At 38.0% G+C, this 19,670-nt stretch carries 16 protein-coding genes; 4 read left to right on the top strand and 12 right to left on the bottom strand.

The genetic code is table 11. The features are described from left to right. Positions 1-56 precede the first annotated feature (56 nt). From CYP28_RS03860 to yajC, 11 genes are read right to left on the bottom strand one after another with little or no spacing between them, the layout of a single operon-like run. Complete coding sequence (locus tag CYP28_RS03860; protein ID WP_103593142.1) at positions 57-725, bottom strand: endonuclease III domain-containing protein; 669 nt, start codon at positions 723-725, stop codon at positions 57-59. Further along, the gene (locus tag CYP28_RS03855; protein WP_103593141.1) at positions 722-1,486 is read right to left on the bottom strand and encodes an ATP-binding protein; all 765 of its coding nucleotides are present in this window, start codon (positions 1,484-1,486) and stop codon (positions 722-724) included. Before CYP28_RS03855 ends, CYP28_RS03860 begins: the two co-directional genes overlap by 4 nt. After that, on the bottom strand, positions 1,483-4,428 hold the full coding sequence (gene mfd, locus CYP28_RS03850; RefSeq protein WP_103593140.1) for a transcription-repair coupling factor: 2,946 nt from the start codon (positions 4,426-4,428) through the stop codon (positions 1,483-1,485). Before mfd ends, CYP28_RS03855 begins: the two co-directional genes overlap by 4 nt. Beyond that, the gene (locus tag CYP28_RS03845; protein WP_054196435.1) at positions 4,409-5,611 is read right to left on the bottom strand and encodes a Mur ligase family protein; all 1,203 of its coding nucleotides are present in this window, start codon (positions 5,609-5,611) and stop codon (positions 4,409-4,411) included. The genes mfd and CYP28_RS03845 overlap by 20 nt, the downstream gene beginning before the upstream one ends. After that, positions 5,608-7,182 carry a GGDEF domain-containing protein gene (locus CYP28_RS03840; protein WP_103593139.1) on the bottom strand — a complete coding sequence of 525 codons (1,575 nt, stop codon included), beginning with the start codon at positions 7,180-7,182 and terminating at the stop codon, positions 5,608-5,610. The genes CYP28_RS03845 and CYP28_RS03840 overlap by 4 nt, the downstream gene beginning before the upstream one ends. Next, positions 7,163-7,702, bottom strand: coding sequence for an LPS assembly lipoprotein LptE (gene lptE / locus CYP28_RS03835; RefSeq protein WP_103593138.1), 540 nt, complete (start codon positions 7,700-7,702; stop codon positions 7,163-7,165). The genes CYP28_RS03840 and lptE overlap by 20 nt, the downstream gene beginning before the upstream one ends. A gap of 3 nt (positions 7,703-7,705) precedes the next feature. Continuing rightward, positions 7,706-10,171 (bottom strand): leucine--tRNA ligase, encoded by a 2,466-nt coding sequence (leuS, locus tag CYP28_RS03830; RefSeq protein ID WP_103593137.1) that lies wholly within the window; start codon positions 10,169-10,171, stop codon positions 7,706-7,708. A gap of 8 nt (positions 10,172-10,179) precedes the next feature. Next, entirely contained in the window at positions 10,180-10,518 is a 339-nt protein-coding gene (locus CYP28_RS03825; protein WP_021090699.1) for a DUF6394 family protein, read from the bottom strand. A gap of 9 nt (positions 10,519-10,527) precedes the next feature. Continuing rightward, positions 10,528-11,499, bottom strand: a complete 972-nt coding sequence (gene secF / locus CYP28_RS03820; protein WP_103593136.1) for a protein translocase subunit SecF — start codon at positions 11,497-11,499, stop codon at positions 10,528-10,530. Positions 11,500-11,501: 2 nt separating this feature from the next. Then, the gene (gene secD / locus CYP28_RS03815) at positions 11,502-13,082 is read right to left on the bottom strand and encodes a protein translocase subunit SecD (RefSeq protein WP_021090931.1); all 1,581 of its coding nucleotides are present in this window, start codon (positions 13,080-13,082) and stop codon (positions 11,502-11,504) included. After that, the gene (yajC, locus tag CYP28_RS03810) at positions 13,082-13,354 is read right to left on the bottom strand and encodes a preprotein translocase subunit YajC (protein ID WP_103593365.1); all 273 of its coding nucleotides are present in this window, start codon (positions 13,352-13,354) and stop codon (positions 13,082-13,084) included. Before yajC ends, secD begins: the two co-directional genes overlap by 1 nt. Here yajC and CYP28_RS03805 point away from each other — a divergent pair. Beyond that, positions 13,330-14,622 (top strand): apolipoprotein N-acyltransferase, encoded by a 1,293-nt coding sequence (locus CYP28_RS03805; RefSeq protein WP_180997932.1) that lies wholly within the window; start codon positions 13,330-13,332, stop codon positions 14,620-14,622. The genes yajC and CYP28_RS03805 overlap by 25 nt on opposite strands. A 42-nt stretch (positions 14,623-14,664) precedes the next feature. Here the strand turns inward: CYP28_RS03805 and metK are convergent, their stop codons facing one another. Further along, positions 14,665-15,870, bottom strand: coding sequence for a methionine adenosyltransferase (metK, locus tag CYP28_RS03800; protein ID WP_021090477.1), 1,206 nt, complete (start codon positions 15,868-15,870; stop codon positions 14,665-14,667). 138 nt (positions 15,871-16,008) lie between these two features. Between metK and sstT the strand changes: the two genes are divergently transcribed. The 3 genes from sstT to CYP28_RS03785 all read left to right on the top strand — a co-directional run bounded on the left by sstT (position 16,009) and on the right by CYP28_RS03785 (position 19,636). After that, positions 16,009-17,376: a serine/threonine transporter SstT gene (sstT, locus tag CYP28_RS03795; protein ID WP_429828065.1), complete on the top strand. Its 1,368-nt coding sequence runs from the start codon at positions 16,009-16,011 to the stop codon at positions 17,374-17,376. A gap of 87 nt (positions 17,377-17,463) precedes the next feature. Continuing rightward, entirely contained in the window at positions 17,464-19,185 is a 1,722-nt protein-coding gene (locus CYP28_RS03790; protein ID WP_103593134.1) for a M3 family oligoendopeptidase, read from the top strand. Position 19,186: 1 nt separating this feature from the next. Next, positions 19,187-19,636 (top strand): hypothetical protein, encoded by a 450-nt coding sequence (locus CYP28_RS03785; RefSeq protein ID WP_103593133.1) that lies wholly within the window; start codon positions 19,187-19,189, stop codon positions 19,634-19,636. The last annotated feature ends 34 nt before the right edge of the window (positions 19,637-19,670 follow it).

Genomic DNA, 19,670 nt, shown 5'->3' with positions numbered 1-19,670 from the left:
TTATAAAAAGCCCCAATCTTTGGCAAATTTATAAAGAGTTGTTACATATTAGTAGTTTAATTTTTAATGCTGCTTAATATTTTTTGACCATTTTGGCTTAAAATTTTACCTTTGAAATTCTCTTTACAAAACTCCAAAATAAGAGCGTGATAGAGTTTTAAAATTTCAATCTCATCAAATTTCTCGCTATCAAGAATTTTATAAATTTCATCATAATCAAGCGAGCTAAACCACTCAGCCGCCTCATCGTAGCTCTCAAAAATATAGTCAAAATATGCTATTATCCTAAGCGCATAAGCATCAACAACCATATATGGCTTACCGCAAGCATAAGCAAGTATTGCATCACAAGTCTCGGCTCCAACACCTTTTACGCTTATGAGCCACTCACGACTTACATTTTCTTTGAAATTTTCAAAGTCGTCAAACTCGTTTCTTATGGCTTGGCAAAGCGTCTTTAGTCGTTTAGCCTTTGTGTTATAAAAGCCACTTGGCTTTATAAGCGTGGCAAGTTCGCTGTTTTCAAGCGTACAAATGCCTTGCAGGCTATCTTTACCTGCGTTTTTTAGATTATCTAGAGCTTTTTCTACATTTTTCCAGTTAGTATTTTGCACCAAGATAGCTCCCAAAATAACCTCGAAAGTACCCTCGCCTGGCCATTTTAGCTCATCAAAATTTTTGTTTTTGTGATTAAACAAGGTTAAAAATAGATCGGTTGAAGTCATTTTAAATTTTCTTTAAAAGTTAGATAAAACTGCTTTGCTGTTCTCCCACTTCTACTGGCTCTTAGCGTTGCGAAATTTTTAGCAAGTGTGTGAAGCTCATCTTTGTTGCCTGCGTAGTCTTTAAAGTAAAAATCAACCATTTTTAGATACTCGTCGTAGTTGCCTTGATAAAAGCTGATCCAAAGACCAAAGCGATCGGATAGAGAAATTTTCTCCTGAGCTGCATCGCTGTAATGGATTTCGCCGTCAATTAGCTCTGAGTTTTCATTCTCGCTTTTAAACTCGCTTATTAGATGTCTGCGGTTTGACGTAGCGTATAAAAGCACGTTTTTTGGCGGCTTTTGGATAGAGCCATCCATTATAGGCTTTAGAAATTTATACTCATTGCTGCCATTTTCAAAGCTTAGATCATCACAAAAAATGATAAATTTAAACTCACTCTTTCTGATCTCATCAATGATGTCGCCAAGGTATTTTAGATCCTCGCAGCCGATCTCGATGATGCGAAGTCCAGCTTTATAAAATTTAGTAAAAACAGCCCTTACAAGGCTTGACTTGCCACATCCTCTCTCGCCCCAAAGAAGCACGTGATTTGCATCTTTACCTTCTATAAAATTTAGAGTATTTTTTAGTAAAATTTCTTTTTGTTTTTCTAGCCCGTAAAGCGAGTCGATATCGACAAAATCGATATCCTCAACCGGCTTTAACATCCCTTTTGTACTTTTATAAATCGCTGCGTATTTCACACCCCAATCTATCACTTCTTATCCTTTCTTAGATAGACCAAAATTTCAGCCAAAACATCGTCATCGTCCTTGCTACGTGACTTTAGCCTGATCTTCTCATCATCATTTTTTGTTATTAGTATGTTTTGCTCGCTGTTTGAGATCGTTTTTATGCCGGCTTTTAGAGCTAAAATTTTAATGATAATGACATCTAAAAACTGCTTTGTAAACGTATCTATTTTGCCAAATCTATCCTCAAGCTCGCTTTGTATCTCATAGACTTCACTCACTTCTTTGCACTTGCTAAGGCGTCTATAAATTTCAAGCCTTAGCCTATCTTCTCTTATAAATTCTTGATTTAAAAAGGCGCTCACGCTAAGCTTTAGATCGATCTTATCAAGCTTTGCAGAGTCTTGATTAAGAAGCTTATTTATCTCATCTTCTAGCATTTTTAGATATAGCGAGTAGCCGATAGCCTCGATGTGGCCACTTTGCGCCTCGCCGATGATGTTACCGCCACCTCTTATCTCAAGGTCGTGATAGGCTAGCACCGAGCCAGCACCCAAAAATGAGTTACCCTCAAGTGCTACAAGGCGTTTTAGCGCATCTTTGCTAATGGCATCTTTATCCTCAACCAAAAAGTAGCAGTAGGCCTGCTTGTCGCTTCTGCCCACGCGACCGCGGAGCTGATGAAGGTCAGCCATGCCAAATTTATTGGCATTTTCTACGATTATGGTGTTTGCATTTGGCAAGTGGATGCCGCTTTCAACGATGCTAGTGCAAAGCAATAAGTCATACTCGCCCCGCTCAAATTTCATCATCTCATCTTCAGCTATTTTTGCATTTATCTTTGAGTGAAGTATCAAAATTCTAAGCTTTGGCAAAATTTTTCTTAGCTCATTTGCTGTCTGCTCGATGTCTGCGATGTGGTTGTGGATGTAAAAGGTCTGCCCGCCGCGTCTTAGCTCACGCATGATCGCCTCTTTGACGACCTTCTCGTCCCACTCTCTCACACTTGTTCTGACATCTAGCCTCGAGCTTGGCGGAGTGGCTAAAATGCTATATGTTTTTATCTTACTAAGCGCCATATTTAGGCTTCTTGGTATAGGAGTGGCACTCATGCTTAAGATGTGTGAGTGCTGAGAAATTTCTTTTAGTTGCTCTTTTTGCTTAACGCCAAATTTATGCTCCTCATCAACCACTATAAGCCCTAAATTCTCAGCCTTTACACCAAGAAGCGCATGCGTACCCACGCAAACTATGGGCTCATTTTCTTTTAGCGCTTTTTGGAGGCTTGATTTCTCTTTTGCACTTGAAAAGCGATCCAGCCTAAAGACCTTTATGCCAAATTTGCTAAATCTTTGGCTTAGCGTCTTGTAATGCTGCGAGCTAAGAAGCGTCGTTGGTACGAAGAAAAATGCGCTAAAGCCTGATTTTATGCAGGTAAATATGGCGTTCATCGCAACTTCAGTCTTGCCAAAACCCACGTCGCCACTAAGCAGCCTATCCATAACTTTCCCGCTTTTTAGCTCATCTTTTATATCATTTACCGCTTTTTGCTGATCGTTCGTGTATGAAAAGCCAGCATCTTGAACGAAATTTAAATAAGAGATATCCTCTTTTTGTAAAATTTTGCCTGCGATCAGCTCCCTTTTTGCCGCCATCGCCACGATCTTTGAAGCGATCGCGAAGAGTTTTTCTCTAACTTTTTCTTTTATCTTGGCAAAATTTGCCTTGCCTAAGCGATCAAGCACCGCCATAGAGCCATTTTGCGCGATGTAGCGGTCTATCAAATTTAGATGCTCAACCGGCAAAAGAAGCTTGTCATCATTTTGGTAGGCGATAACCACAAATTCCTTCGTCGCGCCCAAAACCTTGATCTTTTCAAGCCCCAAAAATCTGCCTATACCATAATCTTCATGCACGACGTAGTCATTTACCTTTAGCTCATCCACCACGAGACTTGAGCGTTTAACTCGTCTTTTTTTCTCAAATTTATTAAGTGAGACTACGATCTTATCACTTGAGGTTAAATTTACTACAAGGGGCGAAATTTCAAGCTTTACATTAGCAAAGCCATCAAGCTCATAGCCCTTAAAAAGCCCTTCATTTCTTGAAAGAACGGTTATGCTTTTGCTCTTATTTAGCTCAAAAAAGTCAAAATTTAAAGTAACCTCAAGATCTTTATAAACCTTTGGCTCAGGTAAAATTTCAATGCCCTTGAATTTCTCCTCAGGCACATCATAAATTTCAAAATCGATCTTTTTAACAAGTTTTGAGTCAAATTCTTTTAAGTAGTCACTAAAGCTATCTATCGCCCAAAATCCAAGCGAATTTAGATCACTCACCAAGGCGTCACTTTGCATATCCTCAATCTTTTGGCTAACTTTTTCAAACTCATCTTTGCTCAAATTTGCGATAAATGGCACGATCTCAGCTTCGCTTAGCTCAGCTTTATTGCTAATTTGCGTGGCGGTGTTATAGTTTCTTATACTCTCAACCTCATCACCAAAAAGCAAAATCCTAACAGGATCATCCATATTTACGCCGTAAATGTCGATCACTTCTCCACGTATGCTAAACTCGCCAACGCTCTCAACGATATCGACGCACTCATAGCCAAAGCGTATGAGCAAGTCGGCAAATTCGTTTAAATTTAGATTGTCTTTTAGCTTGATTGTTGAGCTTTCTAGGTTTTTTTGCGTTGGAAGTGGGTTTAAAAGCGTGCTAAATGGGCTTATGATAATCTTTTTGCCATCAAATTTATAGTATTTGCTAAGAACGGATGAAATTTCAAAAAGCTCTTCGTTAAAGCTTCTTAGATCATCGCCCTTTTTAGCTCTAAAATCAGGTAATTTAAAAACGTTAAAGCCAGCAAAACTGGCCGCATCAGCACAAAGTGCCGCCTCTTTATCATCTTCACAGATGAGAATTTGTGGGGCGTGTGTTAAAAGATACTCATAGACCTTTGCTTGCATAGTACTCTTTTAAAAAGGCTTCGGCTAGATGAAATGAGCCAAAGGCTAGATAAATTTTGCCGTTTTTTGCCTCTTTTATATCATTCATATCGCTTGGCTCAAACTCTCTATGTGAAATTTCAAGCTCATTTAGCGCTTTATTTATGAGCTCTCCGCCAAGCTCCCTGCCCTCGCAGCGGTAGTGATAAAGTAGCACGCTATCAATAACTGGCTTTAGAGCTGCTAAGACAGCTTTGAAATCTTTATCTAAAAATGAGTTATAAACTAGAGTTAGCTTCTTGTCACTAAACTCTTTAGAGCTAAATTTCTTAGCTATAGCCTTTGCGCCAAGCTCGTTGTGACCGACATCAGCGTATAAATTTGAGGTGATCTTTTCACATCTGCCACGAAGCGTAAGAGCACCAAGCTTTTTTATGTCTATACCGCTATCTAAAATTTTAGCAGCAGCGTAGGCTAGGGTTAAATTTGATCGTAAAAACTCTGGTAGATTAAATTTATCTGCATAGTTTGCGATCTCATTTAAATTTTCTTTGGTTAAAATTTCTCTTGGGAAGCTCAAAATTGCGCCCCTCTCGCTTGCGATCTCTTTTGCGATAGTAACGCTTATCTCGTTCATCTCATCATTTAAAATAGCTCTTTTGCCCATAGCTTCAAACTTCGTGCGTGAAATTTCTTCTAAGCTATTTCCTAGTATCGCTGTGTGATCAAAGCCGATCGGAGTAAAAATGCTTAGCTCTTTTTCAAAGACATTTGTCGCATCAAGCACACCACCCATGCCGGCCTCGCAGACAAAATAATCGCAATCCTCAAAAAGTACGGCAGAAAGCAGCGTCATATACTCAAAATAGCTTGTTTTTATCTTGTACTCGTCACTTAAAAGAGCCTGCAAGCGCTCGTGAGCTGCTTCTAAAATTTCATCACTAGCGACCTCACCATTTAGCCAAAATCGCTCGTTAAATTTAAATATATGCGGGCTCGTGTAGTGTCCTACTTTTGCGCCATTTTGGCTTAAAATTTGCGCTAAAAAGCGTCCAGTACTTCCTTTACCATTTGTACCTATTATGTGAATAATCTTAAATGGCTTTATATGCTCTTTTATAGTCGCATACGCTCTAATGATCCTGCCGTAGTCAATCTCTTTATAGTAAAGTGGTTTGCCATCAAGAAATTTAGCTAGGCTCATTTTTCCTCGATTATCTTTGGCATTACTTGATTTCTGCCATTTTCTTTTGAGAGATAAAGCATCTTGTCAGCAGCTTCAAGCGTCATCGTCTCGCTTAAATTTGCACTTCTTGTCGCTATACCAGAGCTTATAGTAACCTTAATACGCTCATTTTTATAGATAAATTTAAAATTTTCTATCATGCTTCTTAGCTTATCTCCAAATTTAACACTATCTTTTAAACCAGTGCTTGGAAGCAAGATTACAAATTCTTCACCGCCATATCTACCAACGAAATCAACCTTTCTAGCGTTTTTCTTAAGCACTTGAGCCACTGCTGAAAGAATAACATCTCCAGCCTCATGCCCATAAGTATCGTTTATGCTTTTGAAATGATCAATATCAACAAAGCAGATAGAATAGTCAGTCCCATAGCGTTTATATGCCTCTTCAATGCGTTGAATCTCGTTCATCAAAGCACGCTTAGTAGATACTTTTGTCAAAAAGTCCTCTTTGCTCTCCAACTTAGCTTCCTCAAGCTCTTTTTCAAGACTATTTACTCTGTTTTGAAGCTCTAAGATAGTAGCTTGCCTATTGTGCATCTCGATACCAAGCTCTTTGCTCTCGATCTCCAAAGCACCAGCGATCTCAATAAGCATGCTCCTTACTTGATCGATGCTATTTGTATTTAAATTTACATTTTTTAGATCATTTTTAATGCTTTTTACTTTATCAGAACTACTTTGTGAACTAACTGCAATATCAGAAATTCTCTCGCTTATATTTTGTAAAACATTATTTAGCGAACCAACTTTTTCTATGATCTCCGTTCTATCTTCTTCTATTCTGCGATCAACAAATGCCTTTACCTTTTCTTGAAATTCTTTGCTATTTAAGGTTTTAGGATTTTGCTTCAAAGTACTTCTTATCATGCTAAGCTCTTCATCAAGATCCTTTGTAATAGAAGGCTCAAGAGTAAGGCTTAAAAGCTGAATCAAAACATCCTCTTCGCCATCTTCATCTTTTTGTGTAAGAAATTTCTCAAGTTCAAAACTCATTGTCTTTAAATCATCAAAATTTCTAACACCATAATATTTCAAAAATTCTAAAAATTCAGTGTCGTAAGAGCTAACAAAGTCAAACCATCTAAGGCACATTTCTTCAAGATTTTTCTCATCATATCTTCTAGCAAGTAGCTGCATACTTTGCTCTGCTAAGCTTTTTGCATCTTTATTGTGAAGCATTGAGATAGCTTGGAGAATTCTTCTAGCAAATGCGTTTAGTGATTGTAATTTTTTATCGTCAGTCGCAAATCCTGCTCCCTGTTGAGCACCCCTAGAGAGCCTGGCAGTCATAAAAGCGACAAACTCATCGACCGTCTTTATATGAAGGCTTAGGGCTTGATTTTTATATTCATCGCCAAGCCTTGAGATATATTTTTCTATCTTTTTACTCTCTTCTGTTGTAAAGCCATATTTTTTAGAAATTTCATTATAGACTTCAGTGTAATTCTCTGGCGTTAGCATCAAATGGCGATCTTTGATCTCATTTAAGGCTTCCTTGACTATTTGACTAACGGTTACTGCTGCCATTTTTATATCCTTTTACCGCTAAACTTGCGATATACTCATCAAAGGCCTCTTTTGATGCCTCTTTGATAGCTTCGTATTTTTGAGTATCACTAAGAATACTGTCAGCAAATCTTACATCTTTTTGACGTCTTGCGACACTAAAGTCATACTCGCCAGTGGCTGGAATATCAACCACGCTACCATCTTTAAATTTAGTCTTATAATTTAAGCTTAAATGTGCTTTATATGACGTAATGTAGCCAAACTCATCATAAATAATTGCTTCATAGCTTAAATTATTAACTGAAACTATTATCGAAGTATCAGCACTCTCTTTGCTTGATAAATTTTTATTTAGCCTTGCGACCATGCCCTCTTTTACAGCGTCTTTTATCCAAACGCTATTTTTTGGTTCTTCTTTGCTGATAATCACATCAACGTAAATTTTATCGCCAACTAGATCATGTGTGATCTTTGAAACTGGTTTATAACCACATCCGCAGATAAATATCGCAATAAAAAACGCTAAAAAATATCTCAAAATTTATCCTTTAATGACAAAATTTACTAATTTGCCTTTTATATAAATCTCTTTTAAAATTTCTTTTCCTTCAAGCCATTTAGCAACATTTTGCTTAGCTAGCTTCAAAATTTCACCCTCGCTCTCGCTTGCTACCACTTCAAACTCGGCTCTTTTTTTGCCATTTACTGTAACTGCAAGAGCTATGCTATCTTTTACAAAAACCTCTTCTTTTACGGCTATCTTTGTGAAATTTTTTCTACCAAAAAGCTCTTCGCTAAGCTCATTTGCGATATGCGGCACGATAGGCTCTAGTAAATTTAAGATGATGAAAAAGCCTTCAGCATTTACATCTTCGTTATCTTGTGCATTTATGGCGTTTAGTGCCTCCATGCAAGCAGCGATCAATGTATTAAAAGCAAATGTGTCGCCAAAAACCTCGGTTGATTTTTTAAGCGCTTCATAAATTTTTAGTCTTGCAAATTTCTCATCTTTGTTTAGGCTTTCATGATCTATCTGAGGCAGTTCGTCTATCTTTTTGATAGTTTGTGCCTTCTCCCAAAGCCTATTTAAAAATCTAAAAGCGCCTTCAACTGCGCTATCGTTCCACTCAAGCTCTTTTTGAGGAGGCGCTGCAAAAAGGATAAATAGCCTTGCCGTATCGGCGCCATATTTACTGATAATATCATCAGGATCTACAACATTGCCCTTACTTTTGCTCATCTTTTTACCATCTTTTAAGACCATGCCTTGAGTTAGTAAATTTTCAAACGGCTCATCATCTCTTAGATAGCCAAGATCCCTTAAGACCTTTTGGAAAAATCTAGCATATAAAAGGTGTAAGATCGCATGCTCGATGCCTCCGATATACTGATCTACATTCATCCAATAATTCACGCTCTTTTCATCAAGCGCTTTTTGTTCCCACGTCTTCTCATCGCTCGCAAATCTAGCAAAATACCAGCTACTCTCTACAAACGTATCCATCGTATCAGTCTCTCTGATCGCATCTTGGCCGCATTTTGGACACTTTGTAAATTTCCAAGTTGGATGTTTATCTAAAGGATTGCCCTCGCCTGTGATCTCAACATCTTCTGGTAGCGCGATAGGTAAATTTTCCTCTTTTTCAGGCACTACGCCGCAGCATTTGCAGTGCACGACAGGTATTGGCGCACCCCAGTATCTTTGGCGAGAAATTCCCCAGTCTCTTAATTTATAGTTTGTAATCCTTTTGCCTAAACCATCTTTTTCAAATTTCTCTATTATAAAGCTTTTAGCCTCCTCTGAGCCAAGACCGTTTATCAGCTCAGAATTTATAGAAATTCCATACTCTGAATAGGCCTTAGAGCCGTCACTCTCACCCTCAAGTGGCTTTACGACTGGTTTTATAGGTAGATTAAATTTAGTCGCAAACTCGAAGTCTCTTTGATCATGCGCAGGGACTGCCATGATAGCGCCACTGCCATAGTCAGCTAGGATAAAATTTGCAACCCAAACTGGGATCTTTTCATTTGTGAGTGGATGAACGACGTAAATTCCCAAAAATTCTCCGTCTTTTTCGCTCGCTTGACGCTCTCTTGGGCTTTGGTTCAGGATTGTTTTTATCTTTGTCTTTTTGTTTTCATCAATTTTATCACTCTCAAGCAATGCTTTTACAATAGGATGTTCAGGTGCAAGGGCTGTGTAGCTAACGCCGTAAATCGTATCAGCCCTTGTAGTAAATACCTCAAAGCCGTCAAATTTACCACCTAAAGCCTCTTTTGAAGCTTCATCAAGATAAAATTTAAACTCCAAGCCGTAGCTTCTGCCGATCCAGTTTTCTTGCATTGTAATTACTTGATTTGGCCATTTGCCTTCAAGCGTTTTTAGATCATCTAGTAGCTCGCTAGCGTATTTTGTAATGTTAAAGTAATATCCTGGAAGCTCTTTTTGCACCACTTCGTTGCCGCATCTCCAGCATTTGCCATCCTCCACCTGCTCGTTTGCAAGCACAGTTTGATCGTATTCGCACCAATTTATAATTGCATTTTTTCTATAAACAAGCCCTTTTTCAAACATCTTTATAAAAAAGCTTTGCTCCCATTTTGTGTAAAGTGGGTCAGACGTGGCTAAAATTCTCTTTTTAGAAAATGAAAAGCCAAGGCTTGCTAGCTCTTTTTTCATATAGTCGATATTTTCATAAGTCCAAATTTTAGGGTGAATTTTATGTTTTATGGCTGCGTTTTCAGCTGGCATACCAAAGCTATCAAAGCCAATAGGGTGAAGCACGTTGTAGCCGCTTTTTCTATATGATCTAGCAAGTGCATCGCCGATAGAGTAGTTTCTTACATGCCCCATATGTATGCGCCCACTTGGATAAGGAAACATACTTAGGATATATTTTTTTGGCAAGCTTAGATCGTCTTTTGGTTCAAATTCTTCATTTTTATCCCAAATCTCTTGCCATTTTTTTTCTATCTTTAAAGGCTCATATTTTCTCTTTTCAGCCATTTTTTCTCCTAAAATTCTTCTTGAGCTTTACTTGATTCTATTAAAACCAAGGCTAGTGAAAATATATTTGCAATGACTGCACCAATAGCCAACGAATAGCTAAGTGTTATATTTTCAGAGACTTGCAAAATAACAAAAGCTGGTATAAGGTGTAAATCAGCAACCAGCGAGCTTGCAAAAAGCTCAGCTGAGAGTAAATTTTTAACACCGATCTTAAGTAGCGTTGAAACCAAATTTATACTAGCCGCCACAAAGAGTGCAATCTCGTTTTTATCATATAAAAATTCTGCCGTAGTCGTAAGACTCATCAATGCAAAAAATATGTAGATAACTTTTCCCCAGTTCATTATCCCTCCTTACACAACGCCTTTCTCAAACATAGCACGCTCTTTTTCGCGCTCTTTTTTTATCTTTTGCTTTTCAGTCTCTCTGCTTCTAAAATGCTCGATGCTAAATTTAAACCAGATAAGAAACGGCGAAGAGATATAGATCGAGCTGATCGTTCCTATGATAATACCAACAATAAGAATAAATGAAAATCCATGTATCATATCTCCACCAAATAAAAATAACACAAGAACTGTCATCATCGTAGTTGCTGAAGTTAAGATAGTTCTTGAAAGTGTGGCTGAGACTGACTCATTGATAACACCCTCGATGTCAGTTCGCTTACTCTCTTTGATACCCTCTCTTATCCTGTCAAAAATGATGATCGTATCATTTAGAGAGTAGCCAAGCACCGTTAAAACAGCCGCTAGCGTGTCCAAATTTACATCAATATCAAATAGCGAAATAGCACCAACAGTTATAACTATATCGTGAATTTCAGTTGCGATCGCAGCAAGCGCAAAACGCCACTCAAATCTAAATGTGATGTAGATTAATATGCCAATTAGTGAAATTCCAAGAGCCATCAAGCCTTTTTCTCTAAGCTCGTCACCAACCTTTGGTCCAACGATATCAACACGTCTTACTTCAAAATTTCCAGTATCTTTTAAAATTTGCTTTATCTCAGTGCCGATGTCACCAGTTAAATTTGAGCTTGATCCTGAAAATCTAATAACAGCCTCATCTTCGCTTCCAAACTCAGTAACAGAGGCGTTTTTAAGCACTTCATTTGTGCCAAAAGCATCACGAATTTTATCGAGTGGCGCTTTGGTGTCGTATTTTAGCTGAATAAGCGTACCGCCAGAGAAATCAATGCCGTAGTTTAACCCCTTTGTAGCAAGTAAAACAATAGAGCCAACAAATAAGAATATAGAAAATGCTAGTGAAGCAAATCTAAAACGCATAAAATCATAAACTTTTGCTTTAGTAAAAATTTGCATCATTAGCTCCTTTTATAACCAAACCAAAGTCTGGTATTTCCACTTTTTTCTATCTTGTCCATAGCAGCATCAAACATGCCATGAGTACCAAGTATAGCTGTTAGCATCGAAGCCATGATACCTATTGCCATTGTTACTGCAAAGCCTTTAACTGGGCCAGTGCCATAAGCGTAAAGCACCGCAACTGTAATGATAGTAGTTAAATTTGAGTCAATAATCGCGCTCATAGCGTGCTCATAGCCCTTTTGCACAGCTGTTCTTATCGCAACACCTTCACGTAAAAGCTCGCGAATACGTTCATTTATGATGACATTTGCATCAACAGCCATACCGATCGTTAGCACAATACCAGCCATACCAGGAAGTGTAAGCGTCGCTCCAAAAAGCGCCATCACGGCTACCAATATAACAACATCCGCAACTAGTGCTATATTTGCAAAAATTCCAGAAATTCCATAATAAACTAGCATAAATAGCACAACCAAGATAGATCCAGCAGCAAGTGCTACCATGCTTTGATTGATACTCTCTTGGCCTAAAGATGGGCCGACACTTCTTTTTTCTAGCATCTTAACAGGGGCTAAAAGTGCACCACTTCTAAGGGCAATAGCTACGTCGTGAGCCTCATCAAGGGTAAAGCCGCCGCTGATCTGACCGCTACCGCCACCTATTCTTTCATTTATAACAGGAGCTGAATAAACCTTCCCATCAAGCACGATAGCAAGCCTTTTGCCAACATTTGCACCAGTAAAATCACCAAAAATTCTAGCACCTTCTGAGTTAAGAGTGAAATTTATGATCGGTAGGTTATTTTGCTGAGAAAATGCAACCTTTGCATCAGTTAGCATCGAGCCGTCAAGCACTGGGATATTTTTAACGACATATTTTACACGGTCATTTTTAGCATCTTTAAAGATCACATCACCGTAGCTTTCAGCTTCAGCCTCGCTCATTGTATTAGCCTGATCTTGTCTTTTATCATCAACTGCCATAAGCTGCAAGTGAGCAGCCTTTGCGATGAGATCTCTTGCTCTTTGTTCATCCTCTTCAGTCTTTATGCCAGGAAGCTCAACTAGGATATTATCTTTGCCCTGTCTGGCAACAGTTGGCTCAGCTAGGCCAAACTGATCGAGTCTATTTCTGATAGTTTCAACAGCTTGCGAGATCGCATATTCGATCGTATCCGTTCTTTCTTGCTCGGTTAAAGATATGCTGTAATTTAAACCATCTTTTTTGATATCAAGGCCCTTTATCTCAGCTAGTGCTTTATCTACTTTTGGAGCTTCGTCGCCATCAAGGAGAGTAAAGTCAATGTTCTCTTCTTTAATCTTAAATTTATCAATTAACACATCTTCTTTTTTAGCATAATAATTTATACTTCCAGCTATTGATTTTATTTTTGAGTGAATAGCTTCGCTCGTTTCAACACCAAGCAGCATATGAAGGCCGCCTTGAAGATCAAGGCCAAGTGAAATTTTAGCCCCATTTTGAGTCTGAAAAAAAGATGGCACCGAAAAGCCAAAACCAAAAATCAAGGCTAATATTAAGATAATTAGCCTATATGTGACTCTTGCGTTACGCATTATTTATCTTCGATCTTTTTAGCTACAAACTCACGTGCTATACGAACGATTACATCATCGTTAAGTTTAACTTTGATAAAATCATTTTCGGCTTTAATCACTTCGCAGATAAGTCCGCCATTAGTTATTATCTTATCACCTTTATCAAGAGCTACGAGCATTGCTGCATGGGCTTTTTGTTGTTTTTGTTGAGGTCTAATAACCAAAAAGTAAAATATGGCGAAAAGCACAACAAGAGGTAGTAATGATGTTAAAAAATCAGCGTTTTGCATGGATTTCCTTATTTGTAAGATTTTTAAATGGGCATTTTAGCACTAAAATTATAATAAAAGCCTTTGTCGGTGCTTTTTTGCTTTCCAACTTTATTTTTTTAAGCCTCTTCGAGAATTTGCTATTAAATTTCATCTCACCGTTTCTTACTTTGACTGGAATTTACATCATCATAAATTTAAGTAGAGCTGGTTTTTTCGTGGCTGGATTTTTTATAGGAATTTTATGGTTTTATTGGATCAGTTTTAGTTTTATCTACTATGATCTGATCTGGCTTATACCGTTTGTCATTCTCTTTGTAACACTTGTTTATGGGCTTTTGTTTTGGATAGCCTCTTTCCCAAGTTTTATAGTGCTTAGAGCTGTTTTGCTATTTTTAGTAAGCTACGTTCATCCATTTGGCTTTAACTGGTTTAATCTCGAGGCCACACTTGTTTTAGGACCTTTTGAACCAAGCACGAGAGGGCTTATATTTATATTTTTAGCAGCCATCTCTTTAAGCTTAAATAATAAATTTTTAAAATTTGGCCTAGCTTTTATCTGCCTCATAGTAGCCTTGCAGTTTAAAAGTAGTGAGGCAAAAACTCTGCCATTTGACGTGGAGCTAATAAACACCAATGTCGCTCAAAGGGTGCGCTGGGATAAAAATCTGCGTATGAAATTTACAAATGAAAATTTAGACATGATAAGTAGCGCCATAGCCGAGCAAAAACGCCTTATTGTCTTTCCGGAGAGCGCATTTCCACTATTTATGACAAATGAGCCACTGCTTGTTGATGAGCTAAAAGAGCTTTCAAAAAAGATAACCATCGTAGCTGGCGCGCTTGCCTATGAAAGTAAGCAAATTTATAACTCTGCATTTTTGTTTCAAGATGGTGATCTAAGGCGAATGGATAAGAAATTTTTAGTGCCATTTGGAGAAGAAATTCCTTTGCCAAAATTTATGCAAGATGCAGTAAATAAGCTATTTTTTGGTGGAGCTAGTGACTTTAAAAAGGCTGAAAATTTTAGCGACTATGAGATAGACGGAGTTAAAATTAGAAATGCTATCTGCTATGAGGCGACAAAAGAGGAGCTTTATAAGGGTGAATTTGACGTGGTTGTAGCTATCACAAACAATGGTTGGTTTGTGCCAAGTAGCGAACCTGTGCTTCAAAGGCTACTAATAAAGTACCTTGCCACAAAATACAATAAAGCAGTCTATCACAGCGTAAATGGCTCAAAAAGTGAGATCATAAAGCCAAAAAAAGCATTTTGGGATGAGTTTTAAAGAGAAATTTAAAGTGGCTTTTAGATAAAGCCACTTTTTTGATTATTTTTTTAGTAAAGCCTTGAAAGTATCGACTGCGTCAAGCTTTTCCCAAGGGTATTTTGCATTTCCTACTTGACCTTTTGCAGCTACTTTTGCGTATAAAAAGGTATCTTTGCTTGGCTTATCAAGACCAAATTTATTTGTTATCCAGCGAGGCGTTAGAGCAAAGTGCTCGCTTACAAAATTTGAAAGCATATCGTCATTTACGCCGTTTGCATGAGTTCCCATGGTATCAACGCTAACTGAAGTTGGCTTTGCAACGCCGATCGCATAGCTTATTTGAACGATACATTTTTTAGCAAGGCCAGCTGCGACTATGTTTTTAGCTATCCAGCGAGCTGCATAAAGTCCGCTTCTATCAACCTTTGTGTAATCCTTGCTTGACTGAGCGCCGCCACCTATCGGACTATATCCGCCAAAGCTATCAACGATTAGTTTTCTGCCTGTTAGGCCGCTATCGTGAAGTGAGCTGTGATTTACATATCTGCCTGTTGGGTTTATGTAAATGATCGTTTTTTCTTTATTATATAGCTCTTTTGGAAGACCAGTTTCGTCTATTAAATTTTGAATTAGTGCGCGAAGCTCTTCTATCTTCATGCTCTCCACGCAAGGGGCAGAGACGACGATAGTGTGGATGCTTTGAGGTTTGCAGTTTTCAAAGTTATCTTTGCTACCGTAATCAATCGTAACTTGCGTTTTAATATCAACGCCAAGTTTATCAGGATTTGCCTTGGCAAATTTATAGACTTTTTCACAAAGCATTCTTGCGTAAGTTATAGCTGCTGGCATAAATTCTTTCGCTTCGCAGCTTGCAAAACCAAACATGATGCCTTGATCGCCTGCTCCGATCTCGCCGCTACTTTGATCAACGCCTTGATTTATATCTGGACTTTGTTGATTTAAGCAGACTTTGACCTCGATATCATCTGGGTGCAAACACTGCTCTTTTGTAAAATTACTCTTTCCATCATATCCGATATGCGCAAGAGCGTCTTTCACGATCTTTTCGTAGTCTTTATATGAGAGTTTTACCTTTGAGTTTATCTCTCCACCTATTACTATGTTTTTTCCAGCCACAAAAACTTCGCTTGCAACACGACCATTTGGATCTTGTGTTAAAATAGTATCCACTATGCTATCAGCGATTATATCAGCACATTTATCTGGATGACCTGGACTTACAACTTCAGAGGTAAATAGATACATTTTCATCCTTTTTTCTTGACTAAATTTTGTGCAATTGTAACAAATCTATTTAAAAGGCTTATTAATCTTTATCAAATTCTTTATATTTAAAAATTGTTTAGCTAAAATCAACAAAAAACTAATTTATTAAGGTGTCAAATGAATATGCTTAAAAATATAGCAAGAAGATACGCCGATGGAAATTTGATAGTTCAAATTTTAGTTGGTATCATCCTAGGTGCCCTAGTTGGCTTTTACACACACTACGAAGCAGCTCCTTATAACAAGATCTCAGCTAAAATTCAAACTATTCAAAACGAAAGTGGTTTGAGCGTAGATGAAGTTATAAAAACTCGCCTTAGTCAAGATGAAGCCAAACAGCTAAACGAAGCTAAAGAAAAAGCTAGTTCAGCCGATTCTATCGCGGCTTCAGCTTCAGTTTTAGGCGATTTATTCAAAGGTGCTTTAAAAGCTATAGCACCAATTCTTGTCTTTGTTTTAGTAGCAACATCTATCATTTTAAGAGATTTTGGTCATACAAAAGGTATGCAAAAGATCATTACACTCTATCTAATTGGTACATTTTTAGCAGCCGTTGTTGCAGTTATTGCTAGTTTCTTATTTCCAGTGGAGCTTTCTTTAAAAGGTCTTGCAAGCGCTGATATGTCAGCACCTCAAGGAATTACCAACGTTTTAAAAGATCTCATTTATAAAATGGTTGAAAATCCAATAAACGCCCTTGCAAATGGCAACTATATAGGCATCATCACCTGGGCAGTTGGTAGCGGTATAGCACTTAGAAATTCCACAGCTGAGACCAAAAAAGTATTTAAAGACATAAGTGATGGTGTGACTCATATCGTTAAATTTATCATTAGACTAGCTCCATTTGGTATTTTTGGCATGGTAGCTATTAGCATTCATGAAACTGGATTTGAGGTACTTGCAGGATATCTAAAACTAATTTTAGTTCTTGTTGGGGCAATGCTTGTTGTCGCATTTATTATCTACCCAGCCATGGTTTTTGTATTAACTAGAAAAAATCCTTATCCACTTGTCATGATCTGCCTAAAAGAGAGCGCTATTTCAGCATTTTTTACAAGAAGCTCGGCCGCAAATATCCCTGTAAATATGGCACTTTGCAAAAAGCTTGGTCTAAAAGAGGAGCTTTACTCGATCTCAATCCCACTAGGTGCCACCATAAACATGGGCGGTGCAGCAGTTACCATTAGTATACTAGCGCTTACTGCGGTAAATTCTATCCCATCTATCACAGTTACATTTGGCGATGCGCTACTTCTTTGCTTCATCTCAGCTCTTGGTGCTTGTGGTGCTTCAGGCGTAGCTGGAGGCTCACTTCTTTTAGTGCCATTAGCATGCGGTCTTTTTGGTATCAGCAACGATATCGCTATGCAGTTTGTAACAGTTGGCTTTACGATTGGTGTCATCCAAGACTCAGTTGAAACTGCGCTAAATAGCTCATCAGATGTGCTTTTTACAGCAGTAGCTTCAGAAACTTCAAACTAATACACATAAAATTTCAGCTAAATTTTGGCTGAAATTTTACTTTTATCCATTTTTTTGTAAAATGTCCCAAAAATTTAAAGGATAAATATGCAAATTTGGGATCTAAAAGCACTTTTTGCAAATGAAAAAGAGTGCGAACAAAACGCACTAAATTTACAAAAAGAGTGCGAGAAATTTAAAGATAAATACCTAGAAAATTATGAAAATTTAAAAACAGACGAGTTTTTAAAGGCATTTAGTGAATATGAAAGCTTGATAGCTAAAATTTCAAAAGTAATGACTTATGCTTTTTTAAATTTTGCTAAAGATACAAGCAAGGGCGCATTTTACGCAAAGATCGATGAGATAGCGACAAAAGCAAATGAAAATTTGATATTTTTTGAGATCAAATTTAATGAGTTTAGCCCTAAAAAACAAGAAGAAATTATCAAAAGCTCTAAAAAATATGGCTACTATCTAAGCAACCTCGCCAAAGCAAAACCACACCAGCTAAGCGTTGCTGAAGAAAGAGTGCTGCTTCGCACGGCAAGCACTAGAGCTGAGGGCTTTTCAAGGCTTTTTGATGAGAGCATGAGTAAGATGAGGTTTAAATTTAAAGGCGAACTTTTAAACGAAGAGGAGATTTTAGCCAAGCTTCATGAGAGCGACCAAAACGTGCGGAAACTAGCTGCCAAAAGCCTTTCAAATGAGCTTAGTAAGCACCAGCACCTTCTTGGCTACATATACAATATGATAAAAACTAATCTAAAAACGAGCTGCGAGCTGCGAAATTTTAAGTTACCAGAAGAGCCAAGACACCTTGAAAATCAAATCACCAAAAAAAGCGTTGACTCGCTCATTGCTGTAACTGAGAAAAATTTTGACCTGGTTGCTAAATTTTACGAGCGCAAAAGAGAAATTTTAGGCCTTAAAAGGCTTTATGATTACGATAGATATGCGCCTCTTAGCAGTGAGGGTGAGTATAAATTTGATGAGTGCGAAAAGATAGTTTTAAAGGCGTTTGGGACATTTTCACCTAAATTTGGCGATATAGCCAAAAGTGCCTTTAGTGACGGCTGGATCGACGTTTATCCAGCTCCGAACAAGCGAGGTGGCGCATTTTCTCACTCAGGATCAAGCGACACGCACCCTTATGTTTTGCTAAATCACACAAACCAGCGAAGAGACCTTTTCACGCTTGCCCATGAGCTTGGCCACGCCGTGCATCAAAAGCTCTCATATAGTGTAAGCTACCTAAACTCAGACACTCCGCTAACCACGGCTGAGACGGCTTCAGTCTTTTGCGAGATGTTAGTTTTTGACCACATCAAAGAGAGCCTTAGCAAAAAAGAGAAAATTTCACTGCTTGCTGGCAAGATCGAGGATATATTTGCCACGCTTTACCGCCAGATAAATTTCACCACATTTGAGCGAGCTGTGCACGCACATGAAGGCGAGATCAGTCTAGATGAGCTAAATAAAATTTGGCTAAGAGAGAGCAAAAAGATGTTTGGCAAAAGTGTCACGCTAAATGACTACTACAAAATTTGGTGGAGCTACATCCCGCACTTCATCCACACGCCATTTTACTGCTACGCCTACTCTTACGCGCAGCTTCTTGTACTTGCACTTTTTGGACTTTATAAAAGCGGCAAATGCAAAAATTTCGTTGAAATTTACACCGAGTTTTTGAGCCTTGGCGGCAGCCTTAGTCCAAAGGAGCTTGTAGGTAAATTTGGCTTTGATATCGATGATAAAAATTTCTGGCAGATCGGTATAAACGAGGTTAAAAAGCTAGTAGATGAGTTTTTAGAAATTTCAAAGGATTAAGATGTTAGACGAAATTTTAGATGATGAGAAATTTTCACTTTTGATGAAGATGCATGTCTATGAGTGCATTGATTTTTTGCTTGAAAAAGGGGTAAATTTCTCAGTTATGGCAAATTTACCGCTAGTTAGCTTTGAGCCAAGCTTGCCAGATGAGATAAGTAGAAGCTTTAGCATGCCAGTCATTATGTTTTCACTTGGTGGCTACACGCTTGAGAGTGCGAAGTTAACGCAAGATGAGCTTAGCTTTGAGGCCGGCTTTGGTAGTGAAAATTTTGCCTCTGTGGTCTCTTTTCCACTCGGTGCAGTGGTTCAAATTTTGGTTGAAAATAGCCCGATCCTTGTAAATTTCTCTATCTACAAGCCAAAAGAGAAGCAAGTCGATCACGCTAAAAAATCAGTCTCAGTCTTTTTGCAAAACCCAAAAAATAAAGATATATTTAAGAAAAAATAGTAATTTTAAGCATTTTTGGCTAAAATCAAAAGAA

Source organism: Campylobacter concisus, assembly GCF_002914195.1.
Lineage (GTDB): Bacteria > Campylobacterota > Campylobacteria > Campylobacterales > Campylobacteraceae > Campylobacter_A > Campylobacter_A concisus_M.
Note: the sequence above shows the minus strand (reverse complement) of the source record. Positions and strands in the feature narration are given on the sequence as shown.